This window comes from Streptomyces antarcticus (assembly GCF_026627255.1).
Classification (GTDB): domain Bacteria; phylum Actinomycetota; class Actinomycetes; order Streptomycetales; family Streptomycetaceae; genus Streptomyces; species Streptomyces antarcticus.
Window position 1 is genome coordinate 95110 of record NZ_JAPNLM010000007.1, and the last position, 19891, is coordinate 115000.

The window sequence follows — 19891 nt, forward strand, 5'->3', positions numbered from 1 at the left end:
GGCGTTGCCGGGGCCGTTGCGGCCGGCCGCCGTGTTGCGCAGGCCGTCGGCGTGCGCGGTGCTGCTCACCGCTGTGTCCATGCGGGGGTCCACGTCTCGCTGCCGGTGCGGTCGGGCTGTGTGGAGCAGAGGTGGCTGCGGAGTGTGGTGAGTGCGGGGTGTGGGTTGTCGCGGCGCCAGATCAGTGAGTGCGGGTAGACGGGCGTCGGGTCGGTCACCGGGATGCGGCGCAGGCCGTGGCCGGCGGGCCAGACGAGGCGGGTCTGCTCGCCCATGAAGGTGGCCAGGGCAGGGGTGTCGGCGACCGTGTCCAGGAGCGCGTCGGAGCCGAAGTTGGGGCCGGTCGCCTCGATGGTGAGGCCGAACTCGGCGACGAGATCGTCGTAGTAGGCGGCCCACTCGGTACCGGGGACGATGCCGGGCATCCAGATCCGGTGCCCGGCGAGCTGAGCGACAGTCACCGACCGGGCGCCCGCCAGCGCGTGGGCGGGGCCGGTGAGGAGCTGGAGCGGCTCGTCGAGCACCCGGACGGACTCGATGTCCTCGGGAAGGGGCCGGCCGGGCACGGCGACGGCGCGGAAGGACGCGTCGATCGCACCGGACCGGATGGCGGCGACGGCCGTCTCGATGTCGAACAGCATCAGCACGTCGAGGTCGATCTCGGGGTGCGCGCGGTGGAAGCCGCGCATCAGGCCCGACATCGCGCCGCGCGAGTTGATCACGTCGACGCGCAGCGGACGGCTGCCGGAGCGTACGGACGCGACCGCGCGCTCGGCGACGCGCAGCAGCTCGCGCGCGTGGGGCAGGAACGCCTGCCCGTCGATGGTGAGCTGGGCGCCACGCGCGGTGCGGGTGAACAGGCGCGCGCCGAGGTTGCGCTCCAGCGTGGCGATGCGTTTGGAGACGGCCTGCTGGGTGACCGACAGCTCGGCGGCGGCTTCCTGGAACTGCCCCGCGTCGGCGGCGGCGACGAAGGTCCGGACGGTGTCGAGGTCCATGCCGATCCACCCTAGTGCACAACGTGTGGTTGTGACGTGCTGGCTAATTGGTTGTTTGACCTGCTGTTGTGCTGCGGGTTTTGCTCTCACTGGTCAACGCTGGTGTGTTCGGATGAGGCATTGAGAGGTGCGCTGAGCATGGTGGGCGGGAGACGGCTGGGCCGGCGGTTCGGGTGGCTGTGGGCGGCGTATGGGCTCAGCACGTTCGGCACGTGGCTCGCGTTCGATGCGTTCGCTCTGATCGCCATCCTCGTGCTGCACGCCGGGCCGGCCGAGGTGTCGGTGCTGGCAGCCGCGGGGCTGGCGGTGGGGGCCGCGGTGGCGGTGCCGCTCGGGCCGTGGGTGGAGTTCCGCCGCAAGCGGCCGGTGATGGTCGCGATGGACCTGACCCGGTTCGTGGCACTGATGAGCGTCCCCGCCGCGTACGCGTTCGGCCTGCTCTGTTTCGTCCAGCTCTTGGTTGTGTCCGTCGTCGTCGGCGCGGCCGACATCGCCTTCAACGCGGCCAGTGGCGCGTACCTGAACGCGCTCGTGCCGCCGGAGGACCTGCTCGTCGCGAACGGGCGGTTCGAGTCCACGACCTGGACCGCCACCGTGCTCGGACCGCCCGTCGGCACGGCCGTGATCGGGCTGTTCGGCCCGGCGATGACCGTGGTGGCCAACGCGGTCAGCCATCTGCTCTCGGCCGCGGGAATCCGTGCGATCGGCGGCAGCGAGCCGCCCCCCGTGCGCACCGGCGTGCACGGGGCGCGGCTCCGGCCCGGCGACCTGCTCGAAGGGTGGCGGTACATCCTGACCCACCCGGCCCTGCGCCCCCTGTTCTTCAACACGGTCCTCGTCAACGGCCTGATCCTGGCGACCTCGCCGCTGCTTGCCGTCCTCATGCTCGGCGACCTCGGGTTCACCCCCTGGCAGTACGGCCTCGCGTTCGGCCTGCCCTGCGTCGGCGGCATCATCGGCTCACGGCTCGCCCGCCGGCTCGTCGCACGGTTCGGACGGCACGAGGTCCTGCTCGCCGCCGGGGCACTGCGCGCGTGCTGGTGCTCGGGCATCGCGGCAAGGGCCACAACCGCACCGCGGCCGAGTCACACAGACCGGCCAGCCGTCCCTGGGCCGTTGCCCGCCCCGTACACCAGGCCATCGACCTGCTGGAGACGCTCCACGCAACCGACCTGCTCTTCCCGACCCGCCTGCCCGGCAGCAGCGGCCGCAAGAGCCGTCGAATGGGCACCCTGACGTGGGGCTCCAGCAAGACCATCCGTGAACTGCAGAGGCTCCAGGACTGGGTGAACTCCACCTTCACCGCCGCCGATGGCACAGCGGCGATTCCTCCAGATCCCATCAAGCACCTGCACGGGTCGCGCTTCCGCCGCACCCTCGCGTACTTCATCGTCCGCCGACCCCGCGGCCTCATCGCCGCCGCCCTGCAGTACGGCCATCTCAAGACGAAAGTCACTCTGAACTACGCTGCCACCGGCGACGATTCCTGGCTGGACGACGTCGCTGTGGAGCGACTGGAGATGGTCCTCGAACAGTCCGAGGACGACTGGACCCGTCTGGATGAGGACAACGAGCACGTCAGCGGGCCGGCCGCATCCGAGTACCGTCGCCGCACCGCCGGCGCAGCGACCTTCCTCGGCCGCACCGTACGCGCGCAGGCCAGCGTCAAACGGCTCCTCGAACAGAGCGACACCGACATCCACCACGGCGACGCCATGACCTGCGTCCACCGCGCCGAGACGGCAGCATGCCGCACCGAGAAGCTGCTGCTCGGAGTGCCCGCCGACGACGGGCCCGATGAATCGCTGTGCCGCAGCACCTGCGCCAACCTCGCCTACACCGACCGGGACATCGCGGAACGCCACATGCGGTTGCCCGTCCTGGAGAAGGAAGCCCACGATCCGATGACTCCACGTCCGCGCCGGGACCGAGCCGCAGCCCAGGCAGAGCAGATACGTGTGGTGATCGAACGACACGAAGCGTCGCGGCCGGGCGCACTCGACATGGAAGGCGGCCGGGTCGCATGACGCGAAGGAACAGAGACCGCGATGCGGAGCGCGAGGAGATCAGAGCCGCCGTGGAGCGTCTTCTGGCCGGCACACCGCTGCGCTCGACGGTCGGCAAGCTCACCGGAACCGAGCTGATTACCGAGTGCAGGCTGCGGCGCGACGTCGTCTACGGAGATCACAAGGATCTCGTGGATGAGTTCCGAGCGCGCGCCAAGGCCCAGAACTTCACCCCGCAGGTCCTCCAGAACATGGCCGCGGAGAACGCCGCGCTGCGGGAAGCCTTGGCGAAGACCAAGGCGGATCTCGCCTCAGGGCGAGAACGAGTTCGCGCCCTGAGGCGAGCCGCTGCCGAGCTGTCGCTGGAGCTGGAACAGGCGCGTGAAGAACTCGCAACGGCTCGGCAAATCACCAGGCTGCCCGGCCCGCGAGGAGCTGCGAGGTCGTAGGGCGCGCAGCCGTTGCTGCGCCTTGTTGACGTCGTCGTTGCAGATGATCTCGGTGAAGGATGGTCGCGTCAGCGTCGGCTGTACCGGAGCCAGGTGCCGGGGCCTACTAGGAAATAGAGGGCATGCCGTCTACATCAAACGACCTCTTACAGCGGGAACAGGTTTCGGAGTGTCAGTCCGACCCCGACGAATAGCACTGCCAGGGCAGTGAGGAGAGTTCCGTAGGGCTCCCATTGGCGCAGGGCGAGGGTGAGGTCTCGGCCGGTGGTCAGGTTGGTGAGTCTGTTTTCCAGCGCGGGGAAGAGGACGGGTTCCCTGGCCAGGGCATTGGGTACTGCTCCCGGTCCGGCCGCCCCGTCACCGACGGCTCCAGTGCTGCCGGGCTCGGTGCGCAGTTCTGCGGTGGTTGTGTTGAGCGGCCGGCTCTCTGCTTTCGCCGGGTAGGTACGCAGGGCGCCGCTCACACTGGTCGTCGGGACCGATGAGGTGGTGATGCGCAGCCCGCCGGATCCGGTGGCGGTGATCTCCTTCCATCCGGTACGGGCCGCCTCGGCGCCGGAGGTGAAGGACACGGCGGCGGTTTCGGACAGCGGGGCCGGGGCGCGCAGGGCGCAGGTGAGTCGGGCGATCGGCAGGCCTGCGGCGCCCGTGGCATAGGTGAGGGTGCTGCGCGTGCTGTGCCAGGTCAAGGGGCTTTCGTCGACGGTGGCGTGGGTGCGGCGGGCGAGTTCGGCGCACCGGTGGGTGGCGCGTGCCGCCGCTTCGGCCAGTGAGGTCTGTTCGTCATGGTCGTTGTCAGTTGCTTCGTGGTCTTGGGCCGTGGGAATCTCCGCGGTGTCCACGACGGTGGTGTCCTCGATGTGGTCGGGCGTCAGGCGTAGCCCGTCATAGTGGTTGACGCTGAAATTGCCGAGAGGATGGGCTTGCGCCGGTGGGGCGGCCCACAAGCCGAGCGTCACAGCGACGAGCGGGATCGCGGCCGCCGCGAGGGGCCTTGGGTGTTCATCGGCTTGACCGTCAGTTTCCCGTGCTCGTGCTCATGTCTTCGCCGCCCAGCAGCTTCTGTGCCCGCTGGCAGTGGTAGGGCGAGAAGTGCGGGTTGACCTCGAGTGCCCGTCGCACCCGCCTGTGCCCGTCGGGGAGCCCCAGCGCCGTTTCGATTACACCGCGGTGGTACAGGAACAGCGCGTGGTCCCATCCGGTGCGCGCGGCCGACCGGGCCTGTTCAGCGGCTTCGGCCAGGCGTCCTGCCCGGAAAAGCGCCCAGCCGAGGGCGTCGGCGACGATGACACTGTTCGAGTTCTTCGCCTCGCGGCGCATCAACTCCACCGCCACCTGAGGATCGCCGTGGTCGGCGGCGTAGAGCGCGAGGTGCGGGTCGACCGGGCCGTTTCCGGCCCGCGCCAGACGCAGCTGTGCGTCGAGCGCCGCCCGCAACGGACCGGTGCTCGAGTCCTGGCCCGTTGGTGCGGTGGCGAGGGTGAGTTCCAGCGCCTCCAGAAGGAACTGCGGCGTGGGTGTCCGTTCGACGAGCCGGCCGTAGCGCTGCAGGGCCGCGCCGCCGCGCCTGTGCGCGGCCTCCACCCGCGCGAGCCCCGACTCCGCGTACGGGTGCCCGGGTACGGTGGCAAGGGCACGCCGGAAATGGTGCTCCGCCCGGGTGACATCGCCATCGGACCACGCCAGTTCGCCGAGCCGGTAGGCGGTGTACGCCTTCTCGTCCGGTGTGCTTGAGGCCTGCTCGGCTCGGCCGAGGGCGATCTCGGCGTCACGCTTCCTGCCGTGGGTCTCCAGGTCGTAGGCGGCCCTGCTGTAGGAGGCAGTGGACGGGGCGAGGTCGAGCATCCGCTGCACCGCGTTACGGGCCTGCGGGTAGCGGCCGAGCTGGATCTCGGCGTCGGCAAGGACGCCGTATCCCTCGGCCCGGTCAGGAGCCATCCGGGTGGCACGCAGGGCGAACTCGCGTCCTCGTACGAACTCGTGCCGGGCGTTGGCCAGCAGGCCTTGGCCGGTGACGGCGGCGTAGTTGTCCGTGGCGTCCAGGTCAAGGGAGCGGCGCAGTGCCTGCTCGGCCGTTTCGAGACGGTCTGCGTCAAGGGTGGTGCGGGCTTGTTCGATCTCGGCGCGGGCCAGCTGGGCCCACGCATAGGGGGCCTTCGGATACTGCTGGACCGCGCGGCGGGCCGTGTCGGCCGCGGAGCCTGGATGGGTGGCCGATACGGCCGGTGTTGCCGGCGCTTGGTCGTCGGGCCCGAGTGCCAGGAGACCGGCTGCGCAGGCGAGGACCACCGTGACCGCACCCGCCGCGCTGATCAGTCGTCGTGATCGACTCACAGGGCGTGCGGCAGGTTGAGGTAGGGGAAGGTGTTCTGGGCGTCGGCGGGCTGCAGCGCGATGACCGGCTTCGGCAGCAGGCGGGCGGCCGAGGGTCCGGCGGGCTCGCCTTCCAGCATGCGCAGCAGCGGGCCGTCGATGGTGTCATTCGGGCGGCGCCCGTTGGGGAAGCCCTGAAGGTCGCCTTCGAGGACCCCGTTGGGGTTCGGCTTGACGGTGAGGGGGGTGGTGAGGTTCAGGCGGAGTTCCTCGCCGAGGACCATGTGCTGCGGGTCGGCGTCCGCGTTCATGGTGTGGGCGTTCAGGTCGAAGCCGAACGCAGCGCCGTTGCTCTTGCCGATCCCCTTGAGGAAGAGGGTCTCGATGTCCGTGCGGGGGGTAGCCGGCGCTTTGATGCCCTGGGCTGTCTCGATGCGGTGCGGGGGCGCGGGGTCCCGTACGGCCGTGAGGAACGGCGGATCGAGGGCGTCGTCCTTGGGGACGCGGGCCTGGAAGCGGTCCTCGGGGCCGCCCGGCTGCTGCAGGCCGATGGTGGAGCCGTAGATGGCGAAAGCCACATGCGGCATGCCGTGGCGGGAGATCTGCCGGAACACCGGCTCCTGGTGTTCGAGGCTCCGGCTGAGGTCCGCGCCCGGCCGGGACACGGTCGCCCACACCCCGACCACGGGGTTGCGCTGCGGGTCGCCCTTGAGCGCGATGTCCTTCTTGGGCACCTGAAGGATCAGACTGTTGACGTTCAGCGCCGACAGCGGGTTGGCGTCGGGGCCCCACTTGGGTACGGGGCCTGCCGTGCCGACCGTGTACAGGCCGAAGACCTGAGTGTCCGCCTTGAACGCGTCCGCGGCCTGGGTGGCCAGGGTCTGTCCGCCGCTGGGCAGCTTGCGCACAGCCTGGTTGCGCAGGGCGCTGTAGTTCGGCATGAGTGCGCGGCCGACGTGGGTGGGCGCGGCGATTCCGTCCACCAGCTTCACCGCCTTGTCCTGCCGGACCCGTTCCAGGGTGTAGCGCTGTCGCACGCCCAGCGAGGTGGAGTCGAGCGACGTGACCTGGCCGGGGCCCACCTTGGGGCCCATGCCGAAGGGGCGGCGGTCCTCGTCGTGGAACGTCCAGCGGTAGGAGGTGTCGGGGGCTCCGTCTCCGTCGGCGTCGGTGTGAATCTCGTAGCGGGCGCCGGTCGCGAAGGGGTAGTCCGCCAGCGCGTTGGCCGGGTTGCCGGGGAGTTGGAAGGGGCGGACGTTGGCGATGAGCGTGACGGTGTCGGGGTTGTCGGGGCTGGTGAAGGCAAATACGTCCGTGAGGTCTGCCGGTGAGTCGAGGACCGACGACGGAGCGTCGATGTGCCCACCCGCGCGGCCGCTGTCGGTGAGCGGTCCGAACAGGGCCGCCGTGGAGAGGGCGACGGTGGCCGCGGTAAGCCGGAGGACCCGTCGATGGGAGAGCCAGACGGTTTGGGGCATGGGAGTACTCCGGATTCGGGAGGCGGGGGGCCTCAGGGTTGCAGCGGGGCAGACCCCAACGCGGCGCCTCGGAAACCACGTTGACCCAACCGGTGATTGTTTTCACCCGATCAGACCGAGCAAAAAGCTTTCCTCTCTCCAGGGGTTTCGCTCCTATGCGCCGCTTTGGATAGAAGTGGGTTGTCGCCGCTTCGCCGAGCCGCGCCTCCTTCAGCGCGCTCATCTCTCGTGCCCGCTGTCACCAGGCAAGACGCGTGCGCATGACCGTACTGGGGGCACGTTTCGGCCGCGCGTCCCCTATCCCGAGAAAAGGAACGACGGACCATGCGCTTGCACGCAAAGCTTCGCCTTACCGCCCTGGCCGCCGCGGCCGCTCTCAGCCTGCCGGTGCTTCTTGCCGCAGGATCCGGCTCCGCGGGCGCCGTCACCCCGCAGGCAGCGGCCCCCGCCGCCGTGTCCCGGGCCGGCGAGCCGATCCCGCCGAACCTGTACATCTCCCCGTGGGGTGACGCGCAGGCGAAGATCAGCGACGCGTTCCTGCAGTGGCTGAGGGACGAAGGCGTCACGATGACGGCGATCAGCCCGTTCACGATGGACGCGGACGGCAAGGGCTTCAGCATGCCGATCGGTTCCACCGCCGGCGACGGTCTCGACTCCAAGGGCCGCATCTTCTACCCCGGCGGGCTCCGGCTGAGCCATGCAGAGACGGGCAAGGAGGTCACGCTCAAGCCGACCTACATCCGCGTCATGCCGCGCCCCGGCTGGACCTCGGGCGTCGAGGTCGACGGCAAGATGCTCGCCGAGGAAATGCCGCTCGCAGACACCAAGTACGACGAGGTGATGCTGACCGCCCGCCCCAGCACCACCGGCTTCCGCCTCGAGAAGGTGCCGTTCTACACCAGCCTGGAGCTCGCCCAGACGATCCAGGACCACCTCGGCCGCCCCGGCCCGGCGGCCGGCACGCTGATGGGCACGCTCACGCCGGACTTCCGGTACATCCCCAACGACCCCAACCGTCCCACCGTACCGACGGCACCGACCCTTCCCTCGACCCCGACGCTGCCCGGCTTCTAAGCGCAAGCTTTCCGGCGAACTCGCGGCCAGCCACTGACGGCCACCGCATGCGCAATCCAGAGGACCCCGGTTCGTAGAGCCGGGGTCCTCTGCCACGGAATCACCCCTGTTGGGAAGCTTCAACCGGCATCCCCCTCGCGTGTCAGCACCACGCCACGCAGGTGCGAGCCCGCGTCCGAGTGGTGGACCAGCTCGCCAGGTGTGAGGGGCCGGCCTTGCCGATCACGGTGCCAGAGGCCCATCTCCATGAGTCCAGGACGAATTGGGTTTCCTTGCTGGTGGAGGCGGACCAGCCGACGACGCGGCGGGAGAACGTGTCGACGACGAGGGGGTTGGCAGCCGGGGCCACATCACGGCCTCATGTCTCCGGCCGCGCCCTCGACGCTGGCGACAAGTGATATGCCATGAGCCATGGATTTCATGGAACGCGTGGACGCGATAACGGATGTGGTCGGACTGCGGGTCGGCCATGCGCAGCTCGTGGGTTCCGGTGCGCTTACTGGTACCACCGTCGTGCTGGCCCCCGTCGGCGGTGCCGTGGCTGCGGTAGATGTGCGAGGGGGCGGCCCTGGTACGCACGAGACCGACGCGCTCGATCCACGCAATCTCGTTCAGCGCGTGGAGGCCGTCGTTCTGACCGGAGGTAGCGCCTACGGTCTGGCGGCCGTCCACGGGGTGATGGCCTGGTTGGAGGAGCAGGGTCGCGGGGTATCAGTCGGTCCCCGGCCCGGCCAGGTGGTGCCTGTCGTGCCTGCGGCCGCCTTGCTGGACCTGGGACGCGGCGGCGACTTCGCAGCCCGGCCCGACGCGTCACTCGGTCGTGCGGCCGTGGAGGCCGCGGCGCGCACGGCCCTACGCGCCCCCGTGTTGCAGGGGTGTGTGGGAGCGGGGACCGGCGCGGTCGCCGGAGGTTTGCGTGGTGGTACCGGATCGGCCGGGATCCGGCTGGAATCGGGCATCACGGTGGGGGCGCTGGCCGTCGTCAACGCCGCGGGGTCCGTCGTGGACCCGCATACCGGTGCCCTGTACGGAGAGTTCTACTGCGGGCGGGTCGAATACCCGGAGCCGTCGGTTCACCAGGCCGCGCAGCGGCGCCTGGCGCGGGCGCGGGCCGAGACCCAGAGCCGCCGTCACGGCGCCGAAGGCGAGCACGGCCCGCTCAACACCACGCTTGCGGTAGTGGCAACCGATGCCAGGCTCACCAGGGCACAAGCGCAGAAGGTGGCGGGTGCCGCCCATGACGGGCTCGCGCGTGCCATACGGCCGGTGCACCTGATGAATGACGGGGACACCGTATTCGCCCTCTCCACAGAGGAACGCGAGGTACCCGACACCGCCACCCTGAACGCCGTCCTCGCGGGCGCCGCTGACGCCGTGATGCGGTCCATCGTGAAGGCGGTGCGTGCCGCCGAGGGCTTCGACGGGCCGGGCGGGGTCTTCCCCGCGTACGGCGACCTGTACTGACCGCCGTCACGCGCCGTCTGTCCGATCCTTTTGCGGGCTGCGTTGCCGGCGACCGTGACCGGCGATCTGAAAGGTCACGGTGCGCGGCCGCGCCACCCCCGGTCTGCACGTAACCGACGCGATCCCGTGGTCACCGTCTCCGCCGTACATATTGAGCCGGAACTGATGGGTTGTCTGCTCATTCGGCCTTGGGATCAATCGGGCAGCCGTTAGCGGTACGGACGGCATGCTGCACACTGTGCTGCGCCGCCGGTCGGCGGGCGAGTCCGTCGAGCAGATCCGCCCGGACCTGATCATCCCCACCGGCAAGCGCAAGGGCCAGAACTCCGGCCTGGCCAGCATCTACCGGGCGCTCGCCGAGCACGAGAAGCGCCAGGCCGACCCCGAAGCCACCGCCCAGGCTCACGCCGACTTCACCGACCTCCGCACCGCCGAAGACCCGCGGCGGGCTTACCGCTAACCGTTGCCTGATTGATCGCCGCGCCCGCCCTAGGTTCTGTCGTCAAATGTCCCGCCCACATCAGAAGTGATGCGAGAGCGACGGCGGCTTCGTAGGACTCGGCGGTCTTGTCGTACCGGGTAGCGATGCCACGCCACTGCTTGAGGCGGCACGACCTATGCCTCCTTGACTCGCCCAAGCAACCACCCCACGATCAACCGACGGTGTATCGCGGCGCCGGAGGCACTGCCTGCCGGGGTCTTATTACGAACGGGAGGGGGCTTTCGGGTGGCCGATGACAGCAGGCCGGGCGAGTCGACCGAAGCAGGCGGACGGGCGCCCGGGCATGAGGGGCCTGCGGCGAGGGTGCGGGTTGGCGGGATAACGGTAGCGCAGGACGCACCCTTCGCTTTGATCGCGGGCCCCTGTGTGATCGAGAGCCGGAGCTCGGCGCTGCGGCATGCGGAGCAGATCGCGGCGATCGCGCAGCGGGCAGGTGTGCCCTTTGTCTTCAAGGCGTCGTACGACAAGGCCAACCGGACTTCGGCGGACTCCTTTCGCGGCCCTGGTCTTGAGGAGGGGCTCAAGATCCTGGCCGAGGTGCGGGCCGAGGTGGGAGTGCCGGTGATCACGGATGTGCATGAGCGGCAGGACGTGGCGGCGGTGGCGGAGGTGGCGGATGTGCTGCAGATCCCCGCCTTCCTCTGCCGCCAGACCGACCTTCTGCTGGCGGTGTGCGCCGCGGGCAAGCCGGTGAACATCAAGAAGGGGCAGTTCCTGTCACCCGCGGAGGCCCTGCCGATGATGGCCAAGGCACGTACGGCGGGTAATGACGCGCTGATGGTCACCGAGCGTGGCTTTGCCTTTGGCTATCAGAACCTGGTGGTGGACTACCGGTCGCTGGTGATGCTGCGCGAGACGGGGGCGCCCGTGCTGTTCGACGCCACGCATAGTGTGCAGTTGCCCGGTGGCACCGGGCGGGCCACCGGCGGACAGCCTCAGTTCATCGCAGTGCTGGCCAGAGCAGCGGTTGCGGTGGGTGTGGCCGGTGTTTTCATGGAGGTCCACGAGGATCCGGCGCGGGCCCTGAGCGACGGCACCAACAGCCTGGCGCTGAACCAACTGCCGGGCCTGCTTGCCGAACTCACAGCACTGGACGCCGTGGTGAAGGGGTCGGTGCGATGACGTCCCCGGACACCGAGATGGTGCAGGCAGCGGTCGTGGGGAATGCGGGGCAGGATGCGGCTGTATCGGTGCGTCGGTGGATGCTGCGGGAGGCCGACGCGGTACGGCAGGCCGCCCACCGCCTGACCGGGCCTGAGGTGGGAGACGTGCTCGAGCTGCTGGAGGGCTGCACCCGGCTGGTCACGACGGTCGGCACCGGCGTCTCCGGCACTGTGGCACACAAGCTGGCCGCCGCGTTCTCCTCCTCCGGTACGCCTTCGGTTTTCTTGCACGCCTCGGACGCCCTGCATGGCATGCTGGGCGTGGTGCGCCCGGGAGATGTCGCGGTGGTGGTCAGCAACAGCGGACACACCGAGGAAACCCTGCGCGTGGTCGAGCATCTGCGCGCCGCCTCGATACCGGTGATCGCGCTGACCGGAGACATCACCTCCCCGCTGGCCCGGGCTGCCGACGCCGTCCTGGACGCCTCCGTGGACGCCGAAGCGTGCCCGCTCAATGCGCTGCCTACGGCCAGCAGCACCGTCGCGCTCGCCCTCGGCGACGCGCTGGCCGTAACGCTGGCCGAGCGGCGCCGCTGGTCCCACGCCGACCTCGCGCAGTCCCACCCGGCCGGTGTGCTCGGCCGCACCGCACGGGAGTACTTATGACCATGCCGCACGATCAGGCCCATGAGACTGACGTTGCCCGGATGGGACTTGATGTCCGCCAGCACTGTCTCCACGTCGCCTTCGTCGTCCTCGGCGCTGTCACCGTCCCCCTCGGCCGTGTCGCCTTGGGCGGCGTGGTCGTCGGTCGGGTTGGTGAAGACCAGCGCATCCAGCCGGCGGGGACAGTCCTCTTCCCGCGCGAGCCGTGCGGCGACCTCGGCGACTGCGCGCTCATCAGCCTGGTGCAGCGCGGAGCGGATGATCGTGTCAGTCTGGGCCGCGGTCGGCGGCTCGATCAGGTCCTCGCGCATCTGCCGCCCCAGCTCGGCCCGCACCTGCTCCTCGCGGCGCTCGTCGTGCCAGATCACGTCCACCAGCCGGGAGACGAGCTTGACCTGGTCGGTCGTGGTGCACTCGTGCCAGCCGGTCAGATCCCGCAGCTCGCTGCGGTGCCGTTTGGCTGCGCGGGAGGTGAAGTCGTAGAACCCCAGCTCGGTGGCGGCGACGCCGACCTGCTTGGCGACGTGCTCGACGGCGTCGGGCGGCAGCTCCAGCCGCATCTTGGGAAACCGGCCGCGCCAGATCAAAAACTTGAGCTGGACGGCGAAGCCCAGCCTCGTGCTGCCGGTCTTGTTCCGTAACCAGCCCGCCTCATCACCGGACAGGGTGAAGTGGTCCACCACCCCGTCCAGACCCAGATCCCGCCCCACGTCACAGCCCCTTCCGCACGCCCCCGTGACCACCTGTCGGGCTGGACGGTAGAGGCACCGCTGTACAGCGGGCGCGGGCATCGGCGAAGCACCCCGGCCCAGTCCTCGGACCTGGTAAAAGCACCGCCGAACTGCCAGGCGCCCCGGGCGGGGCCATCACCCTCCCCGCCCGGGGCGCCCGGAGCGTACGGACCCCCACCGTCAGGGCCGGGGCATCGGAAGACCGGGTCACGAGAACGATGCTGTGCTCGACGATGAGACCGTACTGAGGCCCTGGTAGCTCCAGAGCCTCGGCCGAAACTGACGCAGGTTAGTCGCCCTCGCCGATGTCGGCAATCACGTCCAGCTTGTCGACGTACGCCTCCAGACCGCCTGCCGTCGTCAGGTCGGTAAGGATCAGGTCGGAAGGATTCACATCCCTGTCGCCGTGAGCAGCGTAGGCATGTTGCCCGGTTAGCGTCACGGCACAGGCCAACGCAGCGACAGCAACGAAACGGGACATCTTCACGGGGCATTCTCCTGTCAATCGGGGGAACCTCAGTGGTCAACGAGCTCCCCAGATACACGGCACGATGCCGTCTGGCAGTTGCGCCGAACGGCGGGCGTTCCGCGCTGGACGGTGCATGCCGATCGCAGCACGGCTCATTCCCGTGGCCGGCGCCCAGGGGTCGCGCGGCTGTCGGGGCGGGCGGCTACTCGGCCATGGGCACGATGGTGAAGTTCTCGCTGCTGTCCTCTTGCGACAGGTCTGAACGTTCGCGATATTGCCTTCCGCCGCTGCGGCTTCCTCTTGAGGGCGAACAAGGTGGTAACCGCCGCCCACTGCGTCGACGGAGCCACTGCCGGCAAACTGACGGTGAAGTGGGGCGGGCTCGACCGCTCCCACCTGCCCCGGCAGAGCGCGGTCACCAAACTCAATATTCACGAGGGCTGGAACCCCAAGACACTGGCCAATGACGTTGCGGTCCTCACCCTGGCCGACCGGGCCTCGGAAACCGGCACGGTCCGTTTCGCCCACCTCGCCACCGAGGACCCCGCCTTGGGCACGCTCGCCCAGGCCACCGGCTGGGGAGCGATCCACCCAGGCGGTCCCCTGGCCAGGATGCTGCACACGGTCCCCCTGCCTGTGACCACCCACGCCGCCTGCTCAGCCGCATACGCCAGCCGTGATCAGGACAGCACCCCACAGGATCCGAGGCCGGTCCTGACCGACGGCATGCTGTGCGCCGGTTACCCCGAGGGCGGTAAGGGCATCTGCCGCGGCGACGCCGGCGGCCCCCTCGCGGTCAACGGCAAGGTCGTCGGCATCGCGTCCTGGGAACGCGGCTGCGGCCAGGCCAACTCGCCCTCCGTGTTCACCAGCGTCGCCCACTACCGCTCCTGGATCAGCAGCCAGTAACCGGGCGGGCGACAGAGCCGTCACCGGCGCGAAGCCGGCGCCGGCCCTGCCGCCTGCGGTCAGGTTCGCCCCAAGCCTCATTCTCCAGCTCGTTTTGATCACGGTGACGATCAGGTTCAGCACGCCCAGGGCCCAGGTGATCAGGGTTCCGGTGTAGCCGCCGTCGGCCCACAGTTTGGTGATCTTGGGGAAGCGCTGGCAGGACGGGCAGCGCGGTACTGCTGCAAAGACCGGGTGCGGCCACCCGGCGACAGCGGGGAAAGGCGGGCCTTCATCCGCACGGATGAAGCATTCGTCAATTCACATCTCTGATCTCGCTCGTTGGGGTCGCCGAGCCACGGGATTGAGAAGCCGTTGTCCTATCGATCTTGAGTGCGATGTGATCGGAAGTGGCTGCCGGGGCGGGTGAACCTGGTTGTGGCCGTGCATGAGGGCAGGGCCCCTGGTGCAGTTCGGAGTTGCTGAGACACCGATCGCACCTGGAGGCCCTGTTGTCTATGTTGTACGCAGGTGAGGGTGAGGACCTCAACTCATCCGTGGTGTCCTGCTGTTGTCTCGCGCGTGACCCGCCTCCCACCCGAGTAGGGACCATCGCCCCCTGATCCGATGAGGAAGCCTTCCCCTCCCTCATCGGGCCCTCACCTGAATCGTGAGGCAGATGCACGGACGCGCGGGTTTCGACCTCCTCCGCCACCGCATCCCGCTCGTACTGACGCACGGCCGAGCCCTGCGTTCCTGCCTCAGCGCGTCATCGGTCCGCGCGTGACCTCGGTGTCCTCTCTCCGGTTGTGCCTTCCGCCAGGACCATTCACCCCCAGTAAAGGCGGCATGCATGAGGACGAACACGATCACCGCATCCAATCTCACCCGCGGGCTGCTGACCGCGGCGGTGTCCGCAGTCCTGATGGCCGGGGTCCAGCCCGCGACCGCGGCCGGGCCCGGTGACGGAGGCTGGAAGGGGGAGGGCGGGCTCACCCTGGACGCGACCGACAACACCAGGGTCGATGCCTACCTCAACCGGGCACGGGAGGCCGAGCGGTCGATCAGTACGGATGTACGCACCGCCGCCCTGGCCTCGGGAGCGGAACTCATCGGCTTCGACTCCCGGCTGAAATCCCCCGACTCCCTCAAGCGCAAGGTCGCCACCTCCCTCAAGGAACAACCCCAGCAGGACATCGAGGCTGTCCTCGCCCGCCTGAGCGACGCCGTCCGCTACACCCTGCAATGGCCCGACGACACCTACGCCCACGGGGTCACCACCGCATCGGTCCTCCTGTCCGCCTGGGGCAACGAGTCAACCAAGTGGTCCAACACCTGGGGTCGCACCGCCGGCTACAAGGGTCTCAACACAGGCTGGCGTGCACCGGGCTCCGGCCAGCTCTTCGAGGTCCAGTTCCACACCCCCGCGAGCAAGCACGCCCAGGAGGTCACCCATCGTCTGTACGAGGAGCAGCGCCTTCCGTCCACTGGCCCCGCTCGTAAGAAGGAACTTCAGGCGCAGCAGGACGCGGTGTTCGCCGCTGTCCCCGCTCCCTCCGGTGCTGACCGGCTGACCGCGCCTGTGCGCCCCACGGCCCCGCTGACCGTCCCCGTGATGCGTTGAGGCTTCGGCCGTCCGGTTTACCACGGAGCCATTTCCGCAGGTCGGGAATGTCGTAGGCCTTGTCCGGGTGGAGGCGCTGGGGCTTGAAATGCAGGCCGCGGTGGGGGTCGTGTCTCGTTTGGTCGCCCGTGATCATGGGCTTCAGCGCGATGCTGTCGTGGGTGTTGGCGGCGGTGACGCCGACGAGGAGGGGCAGGCCGTTCGCGTCCGACAGGACGTGCATTTTGGAGCCCGGTTTACCCCGGTCCATGGGGCTTGGACCTGTGAGTTCGCCCTTTTTTGGCCCTCACATGGGCGGAGTCGAGGACGGCGCGGGAGAGGTCGAGGAGGCCGGCGTCATCCAGGCGGTGCAGGATCTCCTCGTGTAACCGCCCCCACACTCCAGCCCTCGACCAGATCAGGAACCGGCGGTGAGCCGTCGACTTCGATATCCCGAAACAGGGCGGCAGGGCCCGCCAGGCGCAACGCACGCCGGGGGCGCGCGGGCCGTCCCCGTGCGCCGCGCGGGACATGACGTGCGCCCGCCGATGCATCGGCCCACCCGGTCGGCACCCTTGGCATGTCCACGCCTTGGATCGTGGAATGGTCGCAAAAAGGCGCTGCGGAAGGAGCCGTGTAGTGATCAATACCTCCGAGACCCTGGCCGTGCAGACGATCGAGAACTTTCTCACCCCCGACGAGACCACTCAGGTCACCAAGATCGTGGACGACCAGCTCGCCGCCACCGGCTGGGTGCCCGCCCGGCCCAGCGAGGGACTGACCCCGCCCGAGGCGGCGCAGGAGATCCTCACGGCAGCGATCCGGCGGGCCATGCCCGTTATCCGGCGCGCCTTTCCGTCCGCGCTCTCCGTTGCCCCGTGGCTCTATCACGACCTGAAGCCCGGGGACCAGATTCGCTCGCATGTGCACGGCATGGGCGACCCGGAGGCGCGCCCCGTGCGTCTGGCTCGTGTGGTGTTCAACCTTCAGGATGCCGAGAGCGGGGGCGAGTTCTACCTCGACACCAGTGCCTGTGAGGAGCTCTGGAACGACCGGGTGGCCGGCCCCGGCGGGGTGTTCGAGGCCGGCAGCCGGTTCGTGCACGAGATCACCGCCCGCTCGGGCCCGGTCGACCTGGGTGCCATCGCGGCCACCCGCTGGATCTGCCGCCCGCCGGCCGGCACCACTCTGGTGTACGGGGCGCAGCTGATCCACGGAGTCACTCCGGTGACTGCCGGCCGGTGCCGCAAGCTCATCACGGATCTCTGCGCGTGATCAGGTGTCGGCCAGTGGTGCCACGGTCGGGTTGGCGCCCAGAGCGTCCAGGCCGTGGTCCAGCCGGCCGACGGCGGACTCGACCGGTACCAGCAGCGTGCCGGATGGCAGGCCGCGCAGCCAGGCGCGTGCGGGCGCGGCATGGGCGGGAGGAATGGCGAGCACGGCCTTGTGGAAGCCGGACGTGTACGGGCCGGGGAAGCCGGGGTTGGCGGTGAACGCGGTCAGCGCCGTGCCTGCAGGTGGGGGCGGCAGTGTGGTTCCGTTCGCCACCGGCACCTCCAGGGCCACCTGCTCGGCGCGGGTGCGCGCGGGGAGGAGGCTGTGGAGCACGGCCTGCGCATGCGCGTGGTGCGGGTCGGTGCCCGTGCTGGTCCAGCTCATGTTGGATACGCCGCCGAATCGGCCGTTGAGTTCGATGAGGTTCAGTCGTCCTTCCCGGGTCACGGCGAAGTCGATCTGCCATGGCCCCACCGGCCGGAAGTGCGTCGCGATGTCCCGTATGACGGCGGCCAGAGCGGCGGCGGCATCCTCGGGAAGCGCGGCGGGCTGCACCCTGGCCCGCCGGCCCGGGGCGCAGGCGCTGTCGAGGGTTCCCAGGGAGGCTACCGGCCAGGCGACGGTACCGGAGGGGAGGGTGAGCAGTTCGACGGCGAACTCCTCTCCCTGGACGGCCTGTTGCACGAGCACGGGGTACGTGAGGCCGGCGGCGACCGCGGCGAGCCGCGACGGGTCGGAGATGAAGTGGCGTCCCGCGAAGGACTCGGTGCGGGCTTTCTTGACGAGCAGGGGGAAGCCGACCTTCCGGGCCGCAGGGGCCAGTTGCCCGGGGCCGTCGCAGACGATCGCGGCCGGGGCCGGCCAGCCGCGCTGGACCGCGTACCGGTGCAGCGCCACCTTGTCGCAGGCCAGTGCGGCGAACTTCTTCGAATGCACGGGCATGTGGCGGTCCCCGTCACGCAGTCTCGCGCCTAAACGGGCGTACAGGGCGAGCATCTGCTCCTGTCCGGGGGAGGCCATATTGGGAACGACCGTGTCTGCCCGGTATCTCTCCAGCACGAACATCAGGGTTTCTTCCGTCAGGTCCGGGGGCAGTGGGGCGCACGTCACCTCGGGGCGTAGAAAGCCCGTGAGATCCCCGAACCCGAGCACCGTCACGTCCGCGCCGGACCGCTCCAGGACCGGCACCAGCCGGTCCACCCGGAATTCGCCCAGAACGAGTACGCGCATCGTCTCTCCTACCGCTGGTCGAACAACGCGAGGGCGTTTCGGGGCCGATTGTGGCGACGGTCCGTCACGGATGGCCGCTGATCAGGGCGGGGCCGGTTCGCGGTTCGGGCCTGGCGGACAGGCGGAGCACCTCGTCCGTGACGGTCACGCCGGCGCAGCAGTCCGCCGCGTAGCGCAGCGCCTGCCAGTGCCGCTCCTTGTCGAAGTCGGCCATCGCATCGGCTACGAGGAAAGGCTGGACTCCGCGGGCGAAGGCATCCGTGGCCGTGAGCAGGCAGCCCAGATGGGCGTACACCCCGGTGATCAGCATCTGGTCGCGTCCCCGCGCGGCGAGTACATCGTCCAGGTCGGTGCCGTGGAACGCGCTGTAGCGGTGCTTGGTGACGACCGTGTCCCCTGGTGTGGGAGCGAGGGGCGCGGTGATCTGGTCGTCGTCGGGCCGGCCGCCCAGGCCCGGCCCCCAGAAGTCCACCAGCAGACCTCGCGCGGAGGCGGGCTGGCTGGACGGCTGCGCCGTGTAGATGACGGGGACGCCGGCTTGACGACAGGCGGTGAGCAGGCGGCGGATGTTGGCGGTGGCCGGTCCGGCAGGGCCGGTCTGGGCGAAGGCACGCAGGAAGTAGTTCTGCATGTCGTGCACGAGAAGAACCGCTCTCCCGGGGTCGGGAGCCCAGGTCACACGGTTGAGGGAGAGACAGCGTGCATCGGGTAGTTCGTAGGGTGCGATGTGAGGCAAAGACATCCGTCACTCCCCGCGCAGGGTGTATCCCGCCGTCCCCGTACGGCGGCGTCCGCCCGCGATTGTGCCCCTGCCGCGGCGTCACCGCCCAGGGCGCGCGGACGGCGCACGGCGGGCCGGCATGCGCCTGACGGGCCTGGAGGGGATCACGGCGGTCGTGACCGGCGCCGCAGGCGGCATCGGCGCCCGCGTCGTTGAGTACCTGGCCGCCGAAGGTGCGGCCGTCGCAGCAGTGGACACCGCCCCAGTCGCGAAGGAGGACGCGTTCGGATCCCGCGTCACACACCACACCGCGGACGTCGCCGACGCCACGGCGGCCGAGTGGATCCTTGACCAGGTGGAGGCCGACCACGGTCCCGTGGGCGTGCTGGTCAACGTGGCCGGAGTCCTTCACACCGGCCCCCTGCTGTCCCTTACCGACCAGGCATGGCAGGAAATGCTCACGGCCAACGCAACAGGTGTACTTACCTGGTCAAGGGCAGTGGTCCGGCGCATGACACCGCATCACCGAGGCTGTGTCATCACGGTCGCCTCCAACAGCGCGGGCACTCCACGAGCCGGTATGGCCGCCTACGCGGCGTCCAAGGCGGCCGCCAGCGCCCTGACGCTCGGCCTTGGTCTGGAGGTCGCCCGGCTCGGCATTCGCTGCAACGTGGTCTGTCCCGGCTCCACCGACACTGCCATGCTCCACCGTATGGCCCCCACCCCCGAGGCCATGGACGCCGTCGTGCACGGCGACCCGGCGGCGTTCCGCGTCGGCATCCCGCTCGGCCGAGTCGCGGACCCCGGGGACGTCGCCGCGGCCGTGGTCTTCCTCGCCTCCGAGCAGGCACGTCACATCACTCTGCACAGCCTCTACGTGGACGGCGGAGCCGCCCTGCACGGGTGACCACCTCAAGGAGG

General features: G+C 69.6%; 19 protein-coding genes and 3 pseudogenes. 12 read left to right on the top strand and 10 right to left on the bottom strand.

Annotated elements, in window-relative coordinates; all coding sequences use genetic code 11:
* Positions 1–65 precede the first annotated feature (65 nt).
* A complete protein-coding gene (locus OTB16_RS13185) occupies positions 66–998 on the bottom strand; it encodes a LysR family transcriptional regulator (RefSeq protein ID WP_267720322.1) in 933 nt (310 codons plus the stop codon).
* Positions 999–1136: 138 nt separating this feature from the next.
* On the opposite strand from OTB16_RS13185, the gene OTB16_RS13190 reads away from it, so the two are divergent.
* Genes OTB16_RS13190 through OTB16_RS13200 form a run of 3 tightly spaced genes read left to right on the top strand, consistent with a single transcriptional unit; the run spans position 1137 to position 3453 of the window.
* On the top strand, positions 1137–2234 hold the full coding sequence (locus OTB16_RS13190) for an MFS transporter (RefSeq protein ID WP_267720499.1): 1098 nt from the start codon (positions 1137–1139) through the stop codon (positions 2232–2234).
* Positions 2222–3025, top strand: coding sequence for a hypothetical protein (locus tag OTB16_RS13195; protein ID WP_267720323.1), 804 nt, complete (start codon positions 2222–2224; stop codon positions 3023–3025). The genes OTB16_RS13190 and OTB16_RS13195 overlap by 13 nt, the downstream gene beginning before the upstream one ends.
* Before the next feature lie 50 nt (positions 3026–3075).
* Positions 3076–3453, top strand: a complete 378-nt coding sequence (locus OTB16_RS13200) for an SPFH domain-containing protein (protein WP_267720324.1) — start codon at positions 3076–3078, stop codon at positions 3451–3453.
* A 146-nt stretch (positions 3454–3599) separates the two neighbouring features.
* Here the strand turns inward: OTB16_RS13200 and OTB16_RS13205 are convergent, their stop codons facing one another.
* The 3 genes from OTB16_RS13205 to OTB16_RS13215 are packed head-to-tail and all read right to left on the bottom strand — an operon-like array spanning position 3600 to position 7244.
* Positions 3600–4412 carry a hypothetical protein gene (locus tag OTB16_RS13205; RefSeq protein ID WP_267720325.1) on the bottom strand — a complete coding sequence of 271 codons (813 nt, stop codon included), beginning with the start codon at positions 4410–4412 and terminating at the stop codon, positions 3600–3602.
* Between the two features lie 58 nt (positions 4413–4470).
* Positions 4471–5787 carry a tetratricopeptide repeat protein gene (locus OTB16_RS13210; RefSeq protein ID WP_267720326.1) on the bottom strand — a complete coding sequence of 439 codons (1317 nt, stop codon included), beginning with the start codon at positions 5785–5787 and terminating at the stop codon, positions 4471–4473.
* Positions 5784–7244 carry a DUF4331 domain-containing protein gene (locus OTB16_RS13215; protein WP_267720327.1) on the bottom strand — a complete coding sequence of 487 codons (1461 nt, stop codon included), beginning with the start codon at positions 7242–7244 and terminating at the stop codon, positions 5784–5786. The genes OTB16_RS13210 and OTB16_RS13215 overlap by 4 nt, the downstream gene beginning before the upstream one ends.
* A gap of 324 nt (positions 7245–7568) precedes the next feature.
* Here OTB16_RS13215 and OTB16_RS13220 point away from each other — a divergent pair, with 324 nt between their 5' ends.
* The 3 genes from OTB16_RS13220 (at position 7569) to OTB16_RS13230 (ending at position 10242) form a co-directional block, all read left to right on the top strand.
* Positions 7569–8318 carry a hypothetical protein gene (locus OTB16_RS13220; protein WP_267720328.1) on the top strand — a complete coding sequence of 250 codons (750 nt, stop codon included), beginning with the start codon at positions 7569–7571 and terminating at the stop codon, positions 8316–8318.
* Between the two features lie 420 nt (positions 8319–8738).
* The gene (locus OTB16_RS13225; RefSeq protein ID WP_267720500.1) at positions 8739–9782 is read left to right on the top strand and encodes a P1 family peptidase; all 1044 of its coding nucleotides are present in this window, start codon (positions 8739–8741) and stop codon (positions 9780–9782) included.
* A 226-nt stretch (positions 9783–10008) separates the two neighbouring features.
* Positions 10009–10242, top strand: coding sequence for a hypothetical protein (locus OTB16_RS13230; protein ID WP_267720329.1), 234 nt, complete (start codon positions 10009–10011; stop codon positions 10240–10242).
* Between the two features lie 55 nt (positions 10243–10297).
* Here the strand turns inward: OTB16_RS13230 and OTB16_RS13235 are convergent.
* Positions 10298–10393: pseudogene (locus OTB16_RS13235) on the bottom strand (IS5/IS1182 family transposase); the annotation flags it as partial.
* Between the two features lie 194 nt (positions 10394–10587).
* On the opposite strand from OTB16_RS13235, the gene kdsA reads away from it, so the two are divergent.
* Both kdsA and OTB16_RS13245 read left to right on the top strand, forming a co-directional pair.
* Entirely contained in the window at positions 10588–11406 is an 819-nt protein-coding gene (gene kdsA / locus OTB16_RS13240; protein WP_267720501.1) for a 3-deoxy-8-phosphooctulonate synthase, read from the top strand.
* The gene (locus OTB16_RS13245; RefSeq protein ID WP_267720330.1) at positions 11403–12053 is read left to right on the top strand and encodes an SIS domain-containing protein; all 651 of its coding nucleotides are present in this window, start codon (positions 11403–11405) and stop codon (positions 12051–12053) included. The genes kdsA and OTB16_RS13245 overlap by 4 nt, the downstream gene beginning before the upstream one ends.
* A gap of 356 nt (positions 12054–12409) precedes the next feature.
* Here OTB16_RS13245 and OTB16_RS39540 read toward each other — a convergent pair.
* Positions 12410–12844: pseudogene (locus tag OTB16_RS39540) on the bottom strand (DUF4158 domain-containing protein); the annotation flags it as partial.
* 229 nt (positions 12845–13073) lie between these two features.
* A complete protein-coding gene (locus tag OTB16_RS13255) occupies positions 13074–13271 on the bottom strand; it encodes a hypothetical protein (RefSeq protein ID WP_267720332.1) in 198 nt (65 codons plus the stop codon).
* A 282-nt stretch (positions 13272–13553) separates the two neighbouring features.
* Between OTB16_RS13255 and OTB16_RS13260 the strand changes: the two genes are divergently transcribed.
* Together OTB16_RS13260 and OTB16_RS13265 are read left to right on the top strand one after the other, a co-directional pair.
* On the top strand, positions 13554–14162 hold the full coding sequence (locus tag OTB16_RS13260) for a serine protease (protein ID WP_267720333.1): 609 nt from the start codon (positions 13554–13556) through the stop codon (positions 14160–14162).
* An 832-nt stretch (positions 14163–14994) separates the two neighbouring features.
* Complete coding sequence (locus tag OTB16_RS13265) at positions 14995–15765, top strand: ATP nucleotide 3'-pyrophosphokinase (protein WP_267720334.1); 771 nt, start codon at positions 14995–14997, stop codon at positions 15763–15765.
* On the opposite strand, the pseudogene OTB16_RS13270 reads toward OTB16_RS13265, so the two are convergent.
* Positions 15749–16229 (bottom strand): annotated as a pseudogene (locus OTB16_RS13270) (transposase); the annotation flags it as partial. The gene OTB16_RS13265 and the pseudogene OTB16_RS13270 overlap by 17 nt on opposite strands.
* Positions 16230–16383: 154 nt before the next feature.
* On the opposite strand from OTB16_RS13270, the gene OTB16_RS13275 reads away from it, so the two are divergent.
* A complete protein-coding gene (locus tag OTB16_RS13275; RefSeq protein ID WP_267720335.1) occupies positions 16384–17019 on the top strand; it encodes a hypothetical protein in 636 nt (211 codons plus the stop codon).
* Here OTB16_RS13275 and OTB16_RS13280 read toward each other — a convergent pair whose 3' ends face one another.
* Positions 17020–18249, bottom strand: a complete 1230-nt coding sequence (locus OTB16_RS13280; protein ID WP_267720336.1) for an ATP-grasp domain-containing protein — start codon at positions 18247–18249, stop codon at positions 17020–17022. It abuts the gene before it with no gap.
* A gap of 64 nt (positions 18250–18313) precedes the next feature.
* The gene (locus OTB16_RS13285) at positions 18314–18889 is read right to left on the bottom strand and encodes an isochorismatase family protein (protein ID WP_324290810.1); all 576 of its coding nucleotides are present in this window, start codon (positions 18887–18889) and stop codon (positions 18314–18316) included.
* 220 nt (positions 18890–19109) lie between these two features.
* Between OTB16_RS13285 and OTB16_RS13290 the strand changes: the two genes are divergently transcribed.
* Complete coding sequence (locus OTB16_RS13290) at positions 19110–19877, top strand: SDR family NAD(P)-dependent oxidoreductase (RefSeq protein ID WP_267720338.1); 768 nt, start codon at positions 19110–19112, stop codon at positions 19875–19877.
* Positions 19878–19891 lie beyond the last annotated feature (14 nt).

Coding starts and splice junctions, on each gene's coding strand:
- OTB16_RS13185 (WP_267720322.1), bottom strand. CDS start 998: ATGGACCTCGACACCGTCCGGACCTTCGTCGCCGCCGCCGACGCGGGG.
- OTB16_RS13190 (WP_267720499.1), top strand. CDS start 1,137: ATGGTGGGCGGGAGACGGCTGGGCCGGCGGTTCGGGTGGCTGTGGGCG.
- OTB16_RS13195 (WP_267720323.1), top strand. CDS start 2,222: ATGGGCACCCTGACGTGGGGCTCCAGCAAGACCATCCGTGAACTGCAG.
- OTB16_RS13215 (WP_267720327.1), bottom strand. CDS start 7,244: ATGCCCCAAACCGTCTGGCTCTCCCATCGACGGGTCCTCCGGCTTACC.
- OTB16_RS13220 (WP_267720328.1), top strand. CDS start 7,569: ATGCGCTTGCACGCAAAGCTTCGCCTTACCGCCCTGGCCGCCGCGGCC.
- OTB16_RS13225 (WP_267720500.1), top strand. CDS start 8,739: ATGGAACGCGTGGACGCGATAACGGATGTGGTCGGACTGCGGGTCGGC.
- OTB16_RS13230 (WP_267720329.1), top strand. CDS start 10,009: ATGCTGCACACTGTGCTGCGCCGCCGGTCGGCGGGCGAGTCCGTCGAG.
- OTB16_RS13245 (WP_267720330.1), top strand. CDS start 11,403: ATGACGTCCCCGGACACCGAGATGGTGCAGGCAGCGGTCGTGGGGAAT.
- OTB16_RS13265 (WP_267720334.1), top strand. CDS start 14,995: ATGAGGACGAACACGATCACCGCATCCAATCTCACCCGCGGGCTGCTG.
- OTB16_RS13280 (WP_267720336.1), bottom strand. CDS start 18,249: ATGCGCGTACTCGTTCTGGGCGAATTCCGGGTGGACCGGCTGGTGCCG.
- OTB16_RS13290 (WP_267720338.1), top strand. CDS start 19,110: ATGCGCCTGACGGGCCTGGAGGGGATCACGGCGGTCGTGACCGGCGCC.